We start from the raw sequence: 16,668 nt of genomic DNA, 5'->3' as shown, positions 1-16,668 counted from the left end.
GATATTTGTCAGATCAAACTAATACGAAAACTAGACATGCGAATTATCCCGATCCTCTTGTTGATTTTATTGCATCCTTATTTGAGCATTGCGCAAAAAAATGGCTTGAACTTAATCCCCAAACCCAATAAAGTGGTGTACGGAGAAGGGACCTTTCAGATACCAGCGGATATCGCCTTATTTACAACCGTCGATTTCGTCGAAGCAACTGCGCTACTTACAGCATATCCGCAGCTCAAAACAGCTCCGGTTGAAATTTTAAAGAAAATTACCAAAAAGCACCAACACGGGCTTCGCATCTTGCCAGCGGAGCCTGTCGATAAAATTGCGCCCAATGCCTACCGTCTGCAGGTCGACGAATCCGGCATACTTATCAAAGCAAATGATCAAAAGGCTATGCTGGCCGGCATGTACACGTTTATTCAGTTAGGATTACTGCAAGATGATCCGCTAACGCTACCGCAATTAACCATTGATGATAGTCCGCGCTTTGGTTACAGAGGCCTGCATTTGGATGTATCCCGCCACTTCATGCCACTCTCTTTTATCAAGAAGTATATTGATCTGATGGCAATCTATAAGTTTAATCAGTTCCACTGGCACCTCACGGATGGCGCTGGCTGGCGGCTGGAGATTAAAAAGTATCCAGAGCTGACGCATACCGCCGCTTGGCGTACGCACCGCAACTGGAAAGACTGGATGGCCAATGGCAGGCAGTATACTGTGCAGGGCACTCCAAATGCAAGCGGCGGATATTACACCCAAGAGCAGGCGATGGACATTGTGCGCTACGCCGCAACAAAAGGAATTAACGTCATTCCGGAGATAGAGATGCCCGGACATTCCGAAGAGGTGTTGGCCGTCTACCCGCATCTTGCTTGCTCGGAAAAGCCATACACGCAGGGCGAGTTTTGTATCGGAAATGAGGAAACCTTTACGTTTATGAAAAATGTATTAGACGAAGTACTGACGATTTTCCCTTCGGAATACATCCACATCGGCGGGGATGAAGCGGAAAAAAAACATTGGAAAACTTGCAAAAAATGTCAGGCGCTGAAGGAAGCAAAAGGATTTAAAGATGAAGAGGAGCTGCAGAGCTACGCCATTCAGCAGATGGATGAATATTTGCAATCCAAAGGCCGCAAACTAATTGGTTGGGATGAAATATTGGAGGGAGGCTTAACCAAAGGCGCAACCGTGATGAGTTGGAGAGGAGAAGAAGGCGGGATAAAAGCCGCACAAATGGGCCACAATGTTATTATGACGCCAGGCAGCCACCTGTATTTCGATAGTTACCAAACGGATCCGCGTACACAGCCTGAGGCTATTGGCGGGTATCTCACAATTGATAAGGTTTATTCGTATAACCCCGTCCCGAAAGAGCTTGATGAAGACAAAGCAAAACACATCCTAGGCGCCCAAGCAAACCTCTGGACAGAATACATGCCCACGTACCAACATGTCGAATACATGGCTTTCCCGAGGGCACTCGCCTTGGCCGAGGTGAACTGGACAAATCAAGAGTCAAGAAATTGGATGGATTTTAAAGAACGGTTGCAACATCACTATAAACTGCTTCAGCAATTGGACGTCAATTATTACCGTCCCTCCTACCATGTTACGTCGGAAATTTCCTTCAATAAAGAGAAGCAAAGTAATACGGTCGATCTTCATTCCGAACAGCTAGTACCGAATATCTTTTATACCACAGATGGCACGGAACCGACAAGCTCCGCCACACCATTTACAAACCCCATCGAGTTTACGACGACGGCTATCATAAAAGCAGCGTCGTTTATAGATTCTGCCCGTGTAAGTCCCGTGGAAGAAATAAAATTAGATATCCATAAAGCCATCGGGAAAAAGGTCTTCTATAATAACAATTGGGAAGGCTACCCGGCGCAGAGGGAGTTTACGTTAACAAATGGGGAAACGGGCGGGCTTAGCTATCAGGACGGGCAGTGGCAAGGATTTACAAAAGATTTCGATGCCTATATAGACTTCGAACGACGTGAAGAAATCAATACCGTTTCCATGCGTTTTATGCAGATTCCCGGGCCCGGCGTTTTCTTCCCCGGAGAATACCTCGTGTTGTTATCGGATAACGGAAAAAATTACCGCAAAGTTGGGTCAATCACCAACTTGGAAGATTCAGAAAACCCCAATCTAAAGTTTAAGACCTTCACCGTAACATTGGATAAACCGCAAATGGCCCGCTATGTTAAAGTTGTTGCAACCAATGTGAATAAAGGCTTTTTGTTTGCAGATGAGATTGTAGTTTATTAAAAGATTAAGTTGGACGATGGGTCTATAAAGATGCCCCCTACACAATCCCTTCCGCCGCATGCCGCGGCAAGGCATTACTTTTGTAGGGCAAAAGTAACAAAACCCCGTCGCTGTTTTTTGTTGAATCATTAGTGGATACTGCAAGGGCAAATTGATACATACTCAACAAAAATGAGGCGACATTGCCGCTAATAATGGGAATTTGCGATAAATATTATTATTTCAACAAGCCTGTCTAAATAGGAAGTACCATCTACTAAAGTCTATTATAAACAGCCATTCCCCATTTAAAAACAAAAAGGTGCGGCTTTTAAAAAACCGCACCTTTCTATCTGTGTGTAAGCGTTTTACTATTAAAATACGTAACGCGCGGTAACACCACCATTTGCGTAGAAATTGTTGTAGTACCCAGCACCATTAACGATGTGAATCGTCGGTCTGATATCTGCTGAGAAGGCGAAAGGCGCGTTTTTAAGCTTATAATCTACACCACCTGTCGGGTAGATCCCCACGTTAAAGCCCTTTACTTCGTCAAAATCTGAAAATGTGTTGGATAGCACGGCGCCACCTCCCACAAACCATTTAAAGCCTTGAATATTTCCTATCGGAAAATGATGTTGATACGTACCTGCAAAAGATACACTGGTGAAGTCGTCCCCAACAAATCTGTCGGTATCAAAACCAGCATTAAATTCTAAAGCAGCAGGCTGAGAGATAAAGGTTTTAAACGAGGCCGCCACAACATCGTAGTAACCGCTTCCAAGACGGATACCAATAGAGTTTTTGTAATCTTGCGCGAATACGCCGGCAGTGAACAGAAGGGCTACAAAAGCCAACATCAATTTTTTCATACGTTGTAATTGAAATAATATAAAAAATTTTATTAATAGAGTATCCAAGCGCACGTTGTGATAAGTTTTTCAAACCCGTAACGCTTGCATACACAGGGCAAAACATAAATCGTGCCTAAAGTTTTAAAAAACACATCGGTTTTAAATAAATTAATGTAACTTTGCACTCCGACAAAGCAGTCGGAATTCCCTCCTCTAAAAAGGCACATTTCGTTGCTCTGTCTAGCACAACAGATTGAAAGTTAATTTTTTGAAGAAGAAAAATAATGCCTAGAAACACCTCCATTAACTCCGTTTTAATCATTGGTTCGGGACCTATTGTCATCGGTCAAGCCTGTGAATTTGACTATTCTGGATCGCAAGCTTCGCTTTCTCTGAAAGAAGAAGGGATCACCGTATCCATTATCAACTCGAACCCTGCGACGATTATGACCGATAAGGTTATTGCAGATCACGTTTATTTGTTGCCGCTTACTTGCGAAAGCATTGAGAAGATCTTGCAGGAACAACAAATTGACGCCGTTTTACCAACCATGGGTGGACAAACAGCGTTGAACCTTTGTATCGAGGCGTCGAACCTTGGACTATGGGAAAAATACAACGTCAAAGTTATTGGCGTAGACGTTGCTGCCATCGAGAAAACGGAAAACAGAGAGGAATTTCGTCAACTGATGATTGACATTGGCGTAGGTGTTGCTCCGTCGAAAATCGCAAATTCCTTTTTGGAAGGTAAAGAAGCTGCACAGGAAATTGGCTTCCCATTAGTTATCCGCCCTTCCTATACATTGGCTGGTACCGGTGGTGGCTTTGTTCATAGAAAGGAAGATTTTGACGCCGCTTTGAACAGAGGTCTGCATGCATCGCCAACACATGAGGTGCTTGTGGAGCAAGCTGTACTAGGCTGGAAAGAGTTTGAGTTAGAACTACTACGCGATACCAATGATAACGTAATTATCATCTGTACGATCGAAAACTTTGATCCTATGGGTATCCACACTGGCGACTCGATTACAGTAGCACCTGGAATGACGCTAAGTGATAAGTGTTACCAAGATATGCGTAATCAGGCTATTCGCATGATGCGTTCTATCGGTAACTTCGCTGGCGGATGTAACGTGCAGTTCTCTGTGAATCCAGAAAACGAAGACATCATTGCCATCGAAATTAACCCGCGCGTTTCCCGCTCTTCCGCGCTGGCATCCAAAGCAACAGGTTACCCTATCGCTAAAATTGCAGCCAAATTGGCCATAGGCTATAACCTTGATGAACTGCAAAACCAAATCACCAAGACTACATCCGCCTACTTCGAGCCTACGCTAGATTATGTAATCGTGAAGATTCCGCGTTTCAACTTCGATAAATTTAAAGGTGCGAACAAAGAACTAGGCTTACAGATGAAGGCCGTAGGTGAAGTGATGTCTATCGGACGTACATTTATCGAGGCATTGCAGAAAGCCTGTCAGTCGCTAGAAACTAATCGATGGGGATTAGGTGCAGATGGTCGGCAGTTGCGCAACCTTGAGGAAATTATGGATAGTTTGGAACATCCGAGTGGTGACCGCATTTTCCATATCAAAGATGCCTTTGAATTGGGCGTTCCATTAGAATCTATCCGCAAGGTAACCCGCATAGACAAATGGTTTTTAGTACAGATCCAAGAGCTTGTTCAGTTGGAAACAGAACTTCGCCGCTATCAGTTGAATAATATTCCGCGCGACTTTTTCATGACCTTGAAGCAAAAAGGGTATTCTGACGCGCAGATCTCTTGGTTGCTAGGCAACGTGTCAGAAGACGACGTGTATGCACGCCGTAAAGAGCTCGGTATCAATCGCGTTTACAAAATGGTGGATACATGTGCCGCAGAATTTTCCGCTAAAACACCGTATTACTATTCTACCTTCGAAGAAGAAAACGAATCCATCATATCGGATAAGAAGAAAATAGTTGTATTAGGTTCTGGTCCTAACCGTATCGGGCAAGGTATCGAGTTTGATTACTCTTGTGTGCATGGACTTATTGCCGCGAAAGAATGTGGCTTTGAGGCCATCATGATCAATTGTAATCCGGAGACGGTTTCGACAGACTTCAATATGGCGGATAAGCTTTATTTTGAGCCCGTGTTCTGGGAGCATGTGCGCGAGATCATCGAATTGGAAAAACCAGAAGGTGTTATTGTCCAACTAGGTGGGCAAACAGCACTAAAGATGGCTGAAAGACTGGAAGCGCTAGGTGTAAAAATCATTGGTACTTCGTTTTCTGACATGGACTTGGCTGAAGATCGCGGTCGTTTTTCTGACTTATTGAAAGAGCTTGATATACCGTATCCGAAATACGGCGTAGCAACCTCTGCCGAGGAAGCACTAAAAGTTGCGAATGAAGTAGGATATCCTGTACTTGTTCGTCCTTCCTACGTATTAGGGGGGCAAGGCATGAGCATTGTTATCAATGATGAGGATCTGGAAAAAGCGGTCGTAAACTTGCTAAAAAATCTTCCGGGCAACCATATCTTGATCGATCATTTCTTGGATCGTGCCGAGGAAGCAGAATCAGACTCTATCTGCGATGGAAATGATGTGCATATCATCGGTATGATGGAACACATTGAGCCAGCCGGTATCCACTCTGGTGATTCGTCTGCGGTGTTGCCCCCATTCAGCTTATCGAATGCGGTACAAGAGAAGATGGAAGAATATTCTATTAAATTGGCCAAAGCGCTAAATGTAAAAGGATTATTAAATATACAGTTTGCGGTAAAAGGCGAGAAAGTTTACGTTATCGAAGCGAATCCTCGTGCATCACGTACTGTTCCATTTATAGCGAAAGCTTACGACGTGCCTTATATCAATATCGCTACGAAGGTAATGCTTGGTGCCAATACGTTGAAGGACTTTACCATTGAACGTAAATTGAATGGTTATGCGATCAAAGAGCCTGTGTTCTCGTTCTCGAAATTCCCTGAGGTGGATAAAACCTTAGGGCCAGAGATGAAATCGACTGGTGAAGCCATACGTTTTATCAAAGATCTACAAGATCCGTTCTTCAGAGAGCTTTATAGCCAAAAATCTATGTTCCTCAATGCGCAATAGCACCGCATAAAGACATTAGATGAAACTGAAGAGCTATCTAACGATAGAAGCTTACGCTACTAAATCCCCGGCATACATTATGCCGGGGATTTTTTGTCTTATAAAGGCTATGCTCACTTTTGTAAACTTTGCAAAGCTTTTAAGGGGGAATTAATAGCGAAATCAGACTATTCTTTATTTCAAGAAAAGCTCATCATCGATAGAACGAGCAACGGAAGTGTTATAGAGACATATAACGTTATCCACTGAAAGGCTTTTAGAGACCGTTCTTTCCCAATTTCTATAACAAAGACCCATCCTGCAGCAGAAGCAACGCAAAAATCAAGCAATCGTTGAAGACGCGCCCATGTGGTTGAATTAAGCAACTCGTCTGATGATGGCTGTAAAGGGTTTATGATACTCAATACATCAAAATAATAACAGACGTTGGCAATTTTCAATATGTTATACGTAATAAAAACTAAGCTTATTTGTGTTAAACCGTGAACCAAAACCCGCTTTTCAAGCTGCAAGGAGCACAATCTTGCGCTAAAAAACGAGATTATACCCAACACGAGTGCATACGCAGGAATCAACGCTACATTAATAAGCATACTAATTGAACTAGTTAACCTTGCAGTTCGTTTAAAAACTTCGTCGTCGACATGAGTGAGGAGAGTTTCACTAAGAAAAATTAAATAAAACGCTTGAATAGCACACCAAACAACGAGCGTCACTTTAAATTCTTTATTGATTAGTTTCATAATGTATTTTGTACATTTACTATAAGTAATGTCGATAAGCAAGAAACTCTAATAGTGCGGCAATACTTATTAATATAAATGGTAGAACAAAAATCTGTTTTAATTTCTTGAATTCAACAGTCAGCTTACTTACCGAAAAGTCTGCCTGAAGAAAATAGCTTATTGAATCCACCCTTATCAAAGTCAGCGAGCCCGCGAGCACAAAAGCTGTAATTTCCAATGGCCCGTGCCCGCCCAATAATACAATCAGCTTTCCAACACTAAAACCGATAGCCGTTGCTTTCTTTACATATAAACCAAGTAAGAAGCCATTAAAAATGAAACTGGCAATAGTATAAATTCCAAACGACAAAAAACCAAATACATAGATTGAAGTCAGATACAAATAGTTGTTAATTAGAATATTCAATATCGGATGCAGTTTCAATTGTATTCCTAGATCTGTAATTACCATATTAGTCTTCGCGTTTACACTTCCGCTTAGGGAAATAATGGAAGCCAGTATACCTCCTACTATCCATGCGACAAAACAAATAGATACCTTTCCATACTGATAATTATAGAGTGTCTTCATTTTTCAATTTACTTAATCGTTGCTGCAGATTTGGGTGATAGAAATCGCTTTGCGTAAGTGCGCCCTGTGTCAGCTGATCAAGATTTTGAAGCATTCGTGAATAACACCCTACACCGATTTTTTTTGCCGCGTAAGAATCCGCATCATATTCAAATTTTTTCATGATGGGAACTGGAATAAAATAGGCTAATAAACCAAATACTGATGCGCCAGCTATGATACACGAAAACTTCTCCGCGATGGTAAAGTCCGTACTGATTCTAAAAAAATAAATGAGTAGTGTATAATATGTAAATGCTGTAAACAGATTATACAAGTAAAGCTGTAAGAGATGCTTTCCTTTCAAATGCCCAACCTCGTGTAACAAAATCGCTTTCACATCCGTCTCGGCCAATTGCTCTATCAGTTGTTCACTCATGACTATTAGCCTAGAAAAAGGCAGAGCACCAAATGCATAGGCATTGATAAATTTGACCGGGCTAATAACTACCGCAACCTGTAGGTTTGTTTTTGCCAATATATATTGCTCAAAGAGCGCAGTTCTGTTTCTACTTTGAAGAGCACAGAAGAATGGCTTTAAAATAGATTTATAAGAAATGAATGAGGAAATTAAAATAATGGTGATAAAGTTTGAATCATAGCACACACTCAGCATATACAACAAGCCAAATGAAATCGAAAAAAGAGCGAATTCCAACAAAGGAATTCCCCGCTTACCTTCATCTAAAATAGCACTATCCATCGTTTTGCCCAGCAGAAATGCAATAGCTTTCCCAACCACCCACTGGGAGAAGCAGATCAAAAAACCGATGAGACAACCAATCAAAAAATGTAAAATCATAAGGAGAAAAGCGAAGGCTGTATTGCCTTCGCCAATAACAAGTTAATTACAATCCTCCTACTAATGCACCTGATAATGCTCCAATAGGGCCAGCATAGGCACCAATACGTGCTCCCCAGGAGGCTCCCCGAATAGCCGTTGCGACCGCTTGTGTCGTAGCAATAGCCGCTCCTGTACCGGAGACTCCAGCTGCCGCTTCACTCTTTGATAATTCGTGTACACCCCAAGCCACTTTAGCCTGAGAACTATACGATAAAATGCTTACGGAAAACAGAAGAAAAACTCCAACCGTTAACCCAAATAAATCGGTTTTTTTCATAATTATTACGTTTATATAAATAATTACATAAAGTTAACATAAAAAATTAATGTAAAAGAATTTTAAAATGTATTTTAATAGCTTTTTTAATATACTAGAAATAATAAATCAATACTATACAAATTAACTGTGCTGGGTAAAGGAGTAACATAATTCACATTTCCAGACGTATTTTTGCGATCTAATTCTGCTGATTGGTTTTATCAGTAGGTCGCTACCAAGCGAAAATTACTTCATCATTTACGATATATAGCTCTTTTTAGAAGCGTAACATTAGCGCCGTAGCGACCGAATTAATTGGCAGCGCATTAATTTAAGAATATCATTTAAAAACATCTGTCACAGTAAACATCGTCAAGCATATCCAGCTGATAGATCGTATCACACTGCTTATGGAGGTAGTAACAGCCCATAAAAAAGGCCGGAATTTCTTCCGGCCTCAAACTATCTTGCAGATAAATATGCTTCTTAAAGTACCTTAACAGTTACATTCTTCAACCATACGTCATCGCCGTGATCTTGAAAACCAATCACGCCGGATTTTGATTTTCCGCCTACATTATTAAGCAATTCAAAAGCTAAAGGCCATTTGGCTTGGCTGAATTTGCTCGATTGGAGCATTTTTGTCCAATCCGCTGTCCACAAGCTATATTCCACAACCTTCACATCGTTCTGGTAGTGCGTAACTTTACCTTTGTTAACCACGATTTTTGCTTTATTCCATTGTCCGGCAGGATTACCGTTTTGAGGTTTTGCTGGAATCATGTCGTATAAAGATCCGGATTTTCTATTGCCATCTACACCCATTTTTGCATCAGGATGGTTATCATTATCCAACAATTGATACTCTGGACTCGATATATAGATCGGTTGGTCTTTCACCTCTTTGGCAAGGACAAACACGCCCGAATTTCCGGATTGGGAAATCTTCCATTCAAACTCCAACTCAAAATTTTTGAAATCATGGGCAAAGATCAAATCACCGCCATCGGGATTAGTAACGCCAGCCGGATTTTTTGAAAACTTCAGCATGCCGTCTTCAATCCCCCATTTCGCAGGAACTTTTTCTTTATTATATCCCCTCCATCCATTTAACGAGGTGCCGTCGAAGATAACATAGGCTCCTGCCGCATTTTTCTTAAACGCTTTAAGATCAACCTTCGGTAGATTTAAAATTTCGTACGATGGAACATCGGCATTAGCTTTTTTTGCCGTTTGCGCCTTGCACGCCAAAGTGGTTACGAGCATCGCAGCTCCAATCACATACATAAAATTTCTCTTCATTTTAAAATACTTAAGTCTAGTTGCTAATTAAAGGTAATAAAAATATAATTAAAAACCACCGCCCATATCGCCTTCTGCTTCGCCATTATCTCGCTGCTCCCGTTTTTTTGTTAAATCTTGAAGACCGAATCTGTAGGAGAACGATAACGTAACCATACGTTTCATCCAGCGGTGCTCAAAGTCGGTTACGACCTGCGGCGTTGTCGTTTGCGCTCCGAAACGGCGGGTGTTGAATAAGTCTCGAACATTAAGCGATAAGTTTGCGCGTTTGTTCATGAATTCCTTTTTTACCGCGACGTCCACACCTGTCATATATTTTGTTTTTCCTTGTGCCATCACCCGCGGTGCGAAGTAATCTCCGCGCAGCTGAAACGCCCAGTTTTTTGGAAACTTCAAGTTCGTGTTTAAATTGGCATTCCAGTTCACGCCCTCCTGTTCTTGTATCGCGAAAGCCTCGTTTCCTTCAAATTTATTATAAAATAGATTCCCGTTCCACGTTGCATCCCACCAGTTTGTGATGTTAACTTTCGTAATCAACTCCAAACCGGCAACGTTTGAGCTCGTTAAATTCTCCCAGCGGCTAAACGTTACGCTGTTTTCATCCACGAGATAAATATAAGGCTGCATAACATCGTTCATCCGGCGGAAATATGCCGTCGATATGAAATTCCACTTGCTATACGTTTTCGCAAAGCTTGCCTCAAAAGAATGGATATCTTCCGGCAGCAGGTTCGGGTTTCCCTGTCTCCTATTCATTTCATCAGAGACATCAGGGAATGGGTTAACTTGCCAGCCTCTTGGGCGTTGCACCCGGCGAGAGTAACTCAACTGAACTTTATCACCACCGTCATTAACGTCGTACGTTAAGAATACTGTCGGATACAAGCGGAAATAGTTTTGCCCGCCATCGACCACACGTTCCGCTTCAGAAAGTCCAGGCTCTTTTGCAAAATAGCGGGTATCCAAATCCACTTGTTCCGCACGAAGTCCTACCTGATAACCAATTTTCTTGGTCAGTTTGTTTTGGTAATTCGCATACAAGGCATGAACCGCATTGGTCATATCAAAATCGTTGCTGATACTGTAATCAGGAAAATATTGGTTATTTCCTGTATTTAGTGTATCAGAAAATTGCGTATCAAAAGATTTGCGAATCAAACTTCTATATCCAGCTTCAAACTTACTGTTTTCGTTGAAGGGCAATACATAGTCTAGCTGGATATTCATCATCTTTCCGTCTTCACTGGTATTATTGATACGCCCATCAGTCGGCATACCCGAGCTATAGGTTTGTGTAAAACTGTTTATACCATCTTCCGTATCGCGACCATAATTAAAGTTAGCCACTAATTCAGCTCCTTCACGATCGAATTTTCGGATCAGGTCAACATTAAACTCATAGCCTAAATCGCTCTCTTCTTGTCGTGATAAGCGCATACTCGTCCCGGACAAGCTGGGGTGATCGACATACTGATAAAGGAGATCCGCATCTCGGTTATTATCGCGTATGCTTACGTTACCGGAAACACCGATAGTGGTTTTGTCATTCAAAAAATAATCAGCGCCTAACTTCACCGTATTGTTGATCCCTCGACGAGATGTTTCCTCGGTGTTGTTAATGCGGCTATTGTTATTGGTATATAAGTTGTTTCGCGCGCCAGATCCAAGCATATTACGGCGGTTGAAATTATAACTACCGAAATAATTGAATTTTTTATTCCTGTAATTTAGGGTTACACCTGCCATGTAGTTATTGTACGACCCTGCCGAAGCAGTTGCCGTACCATTAATGCCGGTACTGACGTTCTTTTTCAATACGATATTAATAATACCGGATTGCCCCTCAGCATCATATTTTGAGGATGGGTTGGTAATAATCTCGACCTTATCAATAGCATTGGCAGGAAGAGATTGCAGCAATGCATTGACATCGCTCCCGGCCAAGGCAGACTCTCGCCCATCGATAAGTATCTTAACGCCGTTTGATCCCCTCAAGGAAACGGCTCCATCCATATCCACCTGCAACGTGGGCACATTTTGCAATAGATCTGTTGCTGAGCCGCCCACACTTACCAAGCTTTGTGAAACATCGAATACTTTTCTATCGATCCCTAACCGCATTTCGGGCGTGCGACCCTCGACAACGACTTCTTGGATTACCTTGCCATCGCCGGTCAACAAAATCTTACCAAGATTAAGGGTTTCCGTACTATTAACTTGAATATTTTCCCGGATAATATCCTGCTTTCCTACATAGGTTACCCGCAATGCATAACTGCCTGGGCGGACACCGTTAAAAGACAAGTTTCCTTGTATATCGCTTTGCGCGCCTAAGACATATTTTTTATCAGCTTGTTGAAGTAAGGAGGCACTCGCTCCAATAATGGGCTCATTCGTTTCCGCGTCTACGACGATCGCTTCAATTTTCCCTGTTTGAGCCAGAAGAATAAAGGGTGAAAGAATAAAGATGAAAAGTAACTTAACGTTTTTAGTTGATACCATTGTGAACACAGACATTTCCACAAAGCAACAAAATAAAAGCCTCTAACGTTCTATCGTAACTGCATTATTACGATGTGGCGTGTCTACTCAACGGAGACCGTCAAACCCTCGGATTTCAAAATTTTTCGGTAGACTTCCATCTCCGTAAATGAGCCCTCCAATACGACACATTTACCTTCATTGTGTACTTTCCAAGCGATCTGCTCGGCCTGCGGCTCGGTATATTGTAGGTGTTTGATCAGGCATTCGATAACGTGTTCAAAGGTGTTGATTTCATCGTTCCAAAGAACGAGACGATTGGAGGTCTTTACTGCGGCTAAGATCTCTTCTAGCGTAAACGTCTCTTGTTCGGTTTGTACACTCATACTGCAAAAATAGTTATTTTTTAAAAATTATGTACTTTTACCAGCTAATCAAATTGATATAACTTATGTTCCAGTCGAAGATAGCAGGCATAGGCTATTATGTGCCTAAAAATGTATATACAAATGAGGACTTGACCCGCTTTATGGATACAAGCGATGAGTGGATTCAAGAGCGCACGGGCATTAAAGAACGTCGTTACGCAGACCGATTGGAAGAAACGACGACCACCATGGGTATTGAAGCCGCTAAAGTAGCGATCGAGCGCGCAGGCACAACGGCTGAAGATATTGATTTCATTATCTTTGCTACCCTTTCCCCGGATTACTATTTCCCAGGTTGCGGCGTTTTATTGCAACGCGAAATGGGCATGAAAGAAGTCGGTGCCTTGGACATTCGTAACCAATGTTCAGGTTTTGTCTATGCTCTTTCCATCGCCGACCAATTTATAAAAACCGGCATGTACAAAAACATACTTGTGGTAGGTTCAGAGAAACATTCTTTTGCCTTGGACTATTCGACGCGCGGACGTGCTGTATCTGTCATCTTCGGTGACGGCGCTGGTGCGGTTGTGCTACAGCCAACAACAGAAGAAGGAAAGGGGATATTGAGCACCCACTTGCATGCCGATGGCGCAGACGCCGAAAAATTAGCCATGTACTACCCTGGCGCATCGGGCGGAAAATGGCTAGATAACAAACCGTCGTGGCCGGAACAAGAACTCGGCGGCATGCTAATGACGCCAGAAATGCTGGAAGATGGCACAGCCTTTCCTTTTATGGACGGACAAACGGTATTCAAAAAAGCGGTTGTAAAATTCCCTGAAGTTATTCAAGAAGCGCTGACAAAGAACAACCTTCGCACAACAGATATTGATATGCTTGTTCCACATCAGGCAAACCTTAGGATTTCGCAATTTGTGCAGAAAACATTAGGCCTTCCTGACGATAAGGTGTTTAACAATATACAGCGATACGGTAACACGACAGCGGCTTCAGTTCCTATTGCGTTGTGTGAGGCATGGGAAGCAGGCAGAATAAAGGACGGTGACCTGGTATGCTTAGCCGCATTTGGTGCAGGCTTCACCTGGGGTGCAGCGCTAATCAGATGGTAATTATCGATATTGGGCCGCTTTAGCGGCCCAATATCGATGGTTCTATTTCCTTTTCTTAAAACCAGAGTTGAATATGGAATCCCAGATTCCCGAACTTACTCCAAACCCACGTTCTGGATCGGAATAGTGATGCAGCATGTGATGGTCTTTTATCTTTTTGAATAAGCCAGATTTGAAATTTGCATGGTGCATGGCGTAATGACACTCATCGTAAATCAGGTAGCCAACCAAAAAGCCAGCGAAGAAGGACCACAGCGTAAAATCTTCAAAGAAAAAACTGAAGATAAAATAGATAAAGGCCGCCATGGGTATACTGGCAGATAATGGCATGACTAACCGCAGACGGTCTTTCGGGTAATCATGGTGCACGCCATGAAAGATAAAATGAATACGTTGTCCAAAAGCTGAGGTGGGATGAAAATGAAAAACCCAACGATGAAGCACATATTCTGCTAAGGTCCAGAACGCTAGACCGAAAAAGAAATAAAGTGCAATGTCGGAAATGTCCATTTCGCCAGTAGCGTAAGACTTGTATATCAAATAACAAATAACAGGCACCCAAAAAATTAACGGAACGCTGTAATGTATTTTTGTTAAAGACTCTAAGAAATCGTTCTTGAACATCCGTGTAGATTCCGTAGAATTTGAAACGTATAATTTTTTTGCCATAACCGGATGGATTTAAATAAGGCTGTAAAATTAACAAGTCTAGCACCGGTATCAAAGTTTTACTTTTTGAACTTTTTCACCGTTTTGTCAAATAACGAATCAATGTTTTTAGTTCGCAATCAGCTAAACAAACTAAAAAACTGTATTCCAACGGTATAGACCATTCTCCAAAATAAGGTGCTCTTCATCTAATAATTCGCGAATGACCGCTACTTTCATCTCGTCATTGCCCGCCGTTAAATCGTCTACAAGTTGCTTTATGGATCGCTCTTTTACCACTAACAAATTTTTAATCTCCTCGCGCAGCTTTTGTTCAATACCCCTGCGGTGCGCCCGCATCAAGCAAAGATCACAGACTTCACAATAGGTATCGTCTTGTTCTCCGAAATAACGCTGCAACGCTTTACTCCTACAATCCGTGTCATCCAGATAGGCATAAATGGCTTTCAGCTGCGTTTCCTTAATGGTCTTCCGCTCCTGTATAAAAGCTGCATCTATAAAAAGATTTTTGTAGTCTACCCGAGCCTGTAAAAACTCCAGTTGAGGCGCATCGGTTTTCGGAAGATAGCTTGCCAACTGTAGTTTCTGGAGGGAGATGAGCATATCCACGACATTGCTGTACGACGTTTTTAGTTTTTTCGCGAATTCATATTCATGTAAGGGTACATAAAACTCAAAGACGCCGCCATAAGTTCGCAAAATTAGTTTAATCAAAGGGTCGTATTTGGCCGACTGCACCTGAAACTTGTAGAGTTCTTGATAGTCTACCTCAAATTTAAAACGAGAGGGAATAAACACGGCTTCGGACACGCTAATCCACCCGTCTTTTTCCAAAAATTTAAGTGCGCTCATCGTCGGCAAAATCTCGATTTGATAACGTTTACAAAAATCAACAATATCAAAATCGAAGAAAGACCCCTTTCCTGCTCCGTAGGCAATCTGGAAATAATTCCCAAGATGATGGTACACGTGCTGTATAAATTTAACGGATGGATAACTTGCTTCAAAATTTTCCCAAAGCTTATTCCGATCCGCCTGCTGATACATCAAGACTGGAAAGGCTTTTTTACCGTCACGCCCCGCGCGTCCGGCTTCCTGATAGTAGGCTTCCAACGAGTCAGGAATGTCCAAATGGAGCACAAAGCGTACGTCGGGTTTATCGATCCCCATTCCAAAGGCATTTGTCGCAACGATAACGCGCACCTTGTTATCCATCCAGCTATCCTGCTTTAGCGAACGCACATTGGCTTCTAGACCAGCATGATAAAAATCTGCGGAAACCCCATGGTTGACTAGAAATTGAGCGATTTCTTGTGTTTCCCTTCTGTTGCGAACATAGACCACCCCGGAACCACCCAACTTGTTGATCATTCGTAACATCCTACCCATCTTATCATCTTCAGCCAGGGCCATATAGCCCAAGTTGGCCCTGCGAAAGCTCATTTGAAAAACCTGCCGTCCTACGAACAATAATTTGTCTTGAATATCTTCTACGACAGCGGGTGTTGCCGTTGCCGTAAGTGCCAGAAAAGGCACTTCCGGATGTAGGGTACGGAGGTTGCCAAGCTGCAGGTATGGCGGGCGGAAGTCATACCCCCACTGCGATATACAATGTGCTTCATCAATGGCGAAAAGACTGACTTTCATATAGCGAATACGCTCGCGCACCATATCGCTGTATAAACGCTCTGGTGACAAATAAAGAAACTTTATCCGGCCATACACACAGTTATCCAGCGCGATATCCACCTCACGATGCGACATGCCCGAAAAAATAGCGACCGCATCAATGCCTTTCTTTCGCAGATTCTGCACTTGGTCTTTCATCAAGGCTATCAACGGACTAATAACCACGCATATGCCTGCCAGCTGCATGGCCGGCACTTGGAAACAAATCGATTTTCCGCCGCCGGTCGGTAAAAGTGCCAACGTATCTCTTCCTTGCAGAATAGATTCTATAATTTCGCTCTGCAAAGGCCGAAACGAGTCGTGCCCCCAATATTGCTTCAATATAGCTAAACTCTTACTTTCCATCT

12 protein-coding genes are annotated in these 16,668 nt (G+C 42.4%); 3 read left to right on the top strand and 9 right to left on the bottom strand.

Going from position 1 to position 16,668, the window contains the following annotated elements; genetic code table 11:
- The first annotated feature begins 36 nt into the window (after positions 1-36).
- Positions 37-2,286 (top strand): glycoside hydrolase family 20 protein, encoded by a 2,250-nt coding sequence (locus tag B0I21_RS04670; protein WP_133639299.1) that lies wholly within the window; start codon positions 37-39, stop codon positions 2,284-2,286.
- A 353-nt stretch (positions 2,287-2,639) separates the two neighbouring features.
- Here the strand turns inward: B0I21_RS04670 and B0I21_RS04665 are convergent, their stop codons facing one another.
- The gene (locus tag B0I21_RS04665) at positions 2,640-3,137 is read right to left on the bottom strand and encodes a hypothetical protein (protein WP_133639298.1); all 498 of its coding nucleotides are present in this window, start codon (positions 3,135-3,137) and stop codon (positions 2,640-2,642) included.
- 266 nt (positions 3,138-3,403) lie between these two features.
- Between B0I21_RS04665 and carB the strand changes: the two genes are divergently transcribed.
- The gene (carB, locus tag B0I21_RS04660; RefSeq protein WP_133639297.1) at positions 3,404-6,223 is read left to right on the top strand and encodes a carbamoyl-phosphate synthase large subunit; all 2,820 of its coding nucleotides are present in this window, start codon (positions 3,404-3,406) and stop codon (positions 6,221-6,223) included.
- A 762-nt stretch (positions 6,224-6,985) separates the two neighbouring features.
- On the opposite strand, the gene B0I21_RS04655 is transcribed toward carB, so the two are convergent.
- The 6 genes from B0I21_RS04655 to B0I21_RS04630 all read right to left on the bottom strand — a co-directional run bounded on the left by B0I21_RS04655 (position 6,986) and on the right by B0I21_RS04630 (position 12,851).
- Complete coding sequence (locus B0I21_RS04655; RefSeq protein WP_133639296.1) at positions 6,986-7,540, bottom strand: stage II sporulation protein M; 555 nt, start codon at positions 7,538-7,540, stop codon at positions 6,986-6,988.
- Positions 7,524-8,381 (bottom strand): M48 family metalloprotease, encoded by an 858-nt coding sequence (locus B0I21_RS04650; protein ID WP_133639295.1) that lies wholly within the window; start codon positions 8,379-8,381, stop codon positions 7,524-7,526. Before B0I21_RS04650 ends, B0I21_RS04655 begins: the two co-directional genes overlap by 17 nt.
- A gap of 46 nt (positions 8,382-8,427) precedes the next feature.
- Complete coding sequence (locus tag B0I21_RS04645) at positions 8,428-8,700, bottom strand: hypothetical protein (RefSeq protein WP_133639294.1); 273 nt, start codon at positions 8,698-8,700, stop codon at positions 8,428-8,430.
- Positions 8,701-9,168: 468 nt separating this feature from the next.
- Positions 9,169-9,984, bottom strand: coding sequence for a 3-keto-disaccharide hydrolase (locus B0I21_RS04640; RefSeq protein WP_133639293.1), 816 nt, complete (start codon positions 9,982-9,984; stop codon positions 9,169-9,171).
- Between the two features lie 48 nt (positions 9,985-10,032).
- Entirely contained in the window at positions 10,033-12,486 is a 2,454-nt protein-coding gene (locus tag B0I21_RS04635) for an outer membrane beta-barrel protein (protein WP_133639292.1), read from the bottom strand.
- 83 nt (positions 12,487-12,569) lie between these two features.
- On the bottom strand, positions 12,570-12,851 hold the full coding sequence (locus B0I21_RS04630) for an ATP-dependent Clp protease adaptor ClpS (RefSeq protein ID WP_133639291.1): 282 nt from the start codon (positions 12,849-12,851) through the stop codon (positions 12,570-12,572).
- A 65-nt stretch (positions 12,852-12,916) separates the two neighbouring features.
- Here B0I21_RS04630 and B0I21_RS04625 point away from each other — a divergent pair, with 65 nt between their 5' ends.
- Positions 12,917-13,963, top strand: coding sequence for a 3-oxoacyl-ACP synthase III family protein (locus B0I21_RS04625; RefSeq protein ID WP_133639290.1), 1,047 nt, complete (start codon positions 12,917-12,919; stop codon positions 13,961-13,963).
- 42 nt (positions 13,964-14,005) lie between these two features.
- On the opposite strand, the gene B0I21_RS04620 is transcribed toward B0I21_RS04625, so the two are convergent.
- Both B0I21_RS04620 and B0I21_RS04615 read right to left on the bottom strand, forming a co-directional pair.
- Positions 14,006-14,632, bottom strand: a complete 627-nt coding sequence (locus tag B0I21_RS04620) for a sterol desaturase family protein (RefSeq protein WP_243835947.1) — start codon at positions 14,630-14,632, stop codon at positions 14,006-14,008.
- A 132-nt stretch (positions 14,633-14,764) separates the two neighbouring features.
- Positions 14,765-16,666 carry a RecQ family ATP-dependent DNA helicase gene (locus B0I21_RS04615; RefSeq protein WP_133639289.1) on the bottom strand — a complete coding sequence of 634 codons (1,902 nt, stop codon included), beginning with the start codon at positions 16,664-16,666 and terminating at the stop codon, positions 14,765-14,767.
- Positions 16,667-16,668: the final 2 nt, after the last annotated feature.

The organism is Sphingobacterium paludis, assembly GCF_004364125.1.
Taxonomy (GTDB): Bacteria; Bacteroidota; Bacteroidia; order Sphingobacteriales; family Sphingobacteriaceae; genus Sphingobacterium; species Sphingobacterium paludis.
The sequence above is the reverse complement of the archived record's forward strand: the minus strand, read 5'-3'. Positions and strand labels throughout refer to the sequence as shown.

Excerpts from the sequence above, each read along its gene's own strand:
- B0I21_RS04670 (WP_133639299.1), top strand. The coding sequence starts at position 37 with ATGCGAATTATCCCGATCCTCTTGTTGATTTTATTGCATCCTTATTTG.
- B0I21_RS04665 (WP_133639298.1), bottom strand. The coding sequence starts at position 3,137 with ATGAAAAAATTGATGTTGGCTTTTGTAGCCCTTCTGTTCACTGCCGGC.
- carB (WP_133639297.1), top strand. The coding sequence starts at position 3,404 with ATGCCTAGAAACACCTCCATTAACTCCGTTTTAATCATTGGTTCGGGA.
- B0I21_RS04655 (WP_133639296.1), bottom strand. The coding sequence starts at position 7,540 with ATGAAGACACTCTATAATTATCAGTATGGAAAGGTATCTATTTGTTTT.
- B0I21_RS04650 (WP_133639295.1), bottom strand. The coding sequence starts at position 8,381 with ATGATTTTACATTTTTTGATTGGTTGTCTCATCGGTTTTTTGATCTGC.
- B0I21_RS04645 (WP_133639294.1), bottom strand. The coding sequence starts at position 8,700 with ATGAAAAAAACCGATTTATTTGGGTTAACGGTTGGAGTTTTTCTTCTG.
- B0I21_RS04640 (WP_133639293.1), bottom strand. The coding sequence starts at position 9,984 with ATGAAGAGAAATTTTATGTATGTGATTGGAGCTGCGATGCTCGTAACC.
- B0I21_RS04635 (WP_133639292.1), bottom strand. The coding sequence starts at position 12,486 with ATGGTATCAACTAAAAACGTTAAGTTACTTTTCATCTTTATTCTTTCA.
- B0I21_RS04630 (WP_133639291.1), bottom strand. The coding sequence starts at position 12,851 with ATGAGTGTACAAACCGAACAAGAGACGTTTACGCTAGAAGAGATCTTA.
- B0I21_RS04625 (WP_133639290.1), top strand. The coding sequence starts at position 12,917 with ATGTTCCAGTCGAAGATAGCAGGCATAGGCTATTATGTGCCTAAAAAT.
- B0I21_RS04620 (WP_243835947.1), bottom strand. The coding sequence starts at position 14,632 with ATGGCAAAAAAATTATACGTTTCAAATTCTACGGAATCTACACGGATG.
- B0I21_RS04615 (WP_133639289.1), bottom strand. The coding sequence starts at position 16,666 with ATGGAAAGTAAGAGTTTAGCTATATTGAAGCAATATTGGGGGCACGAC.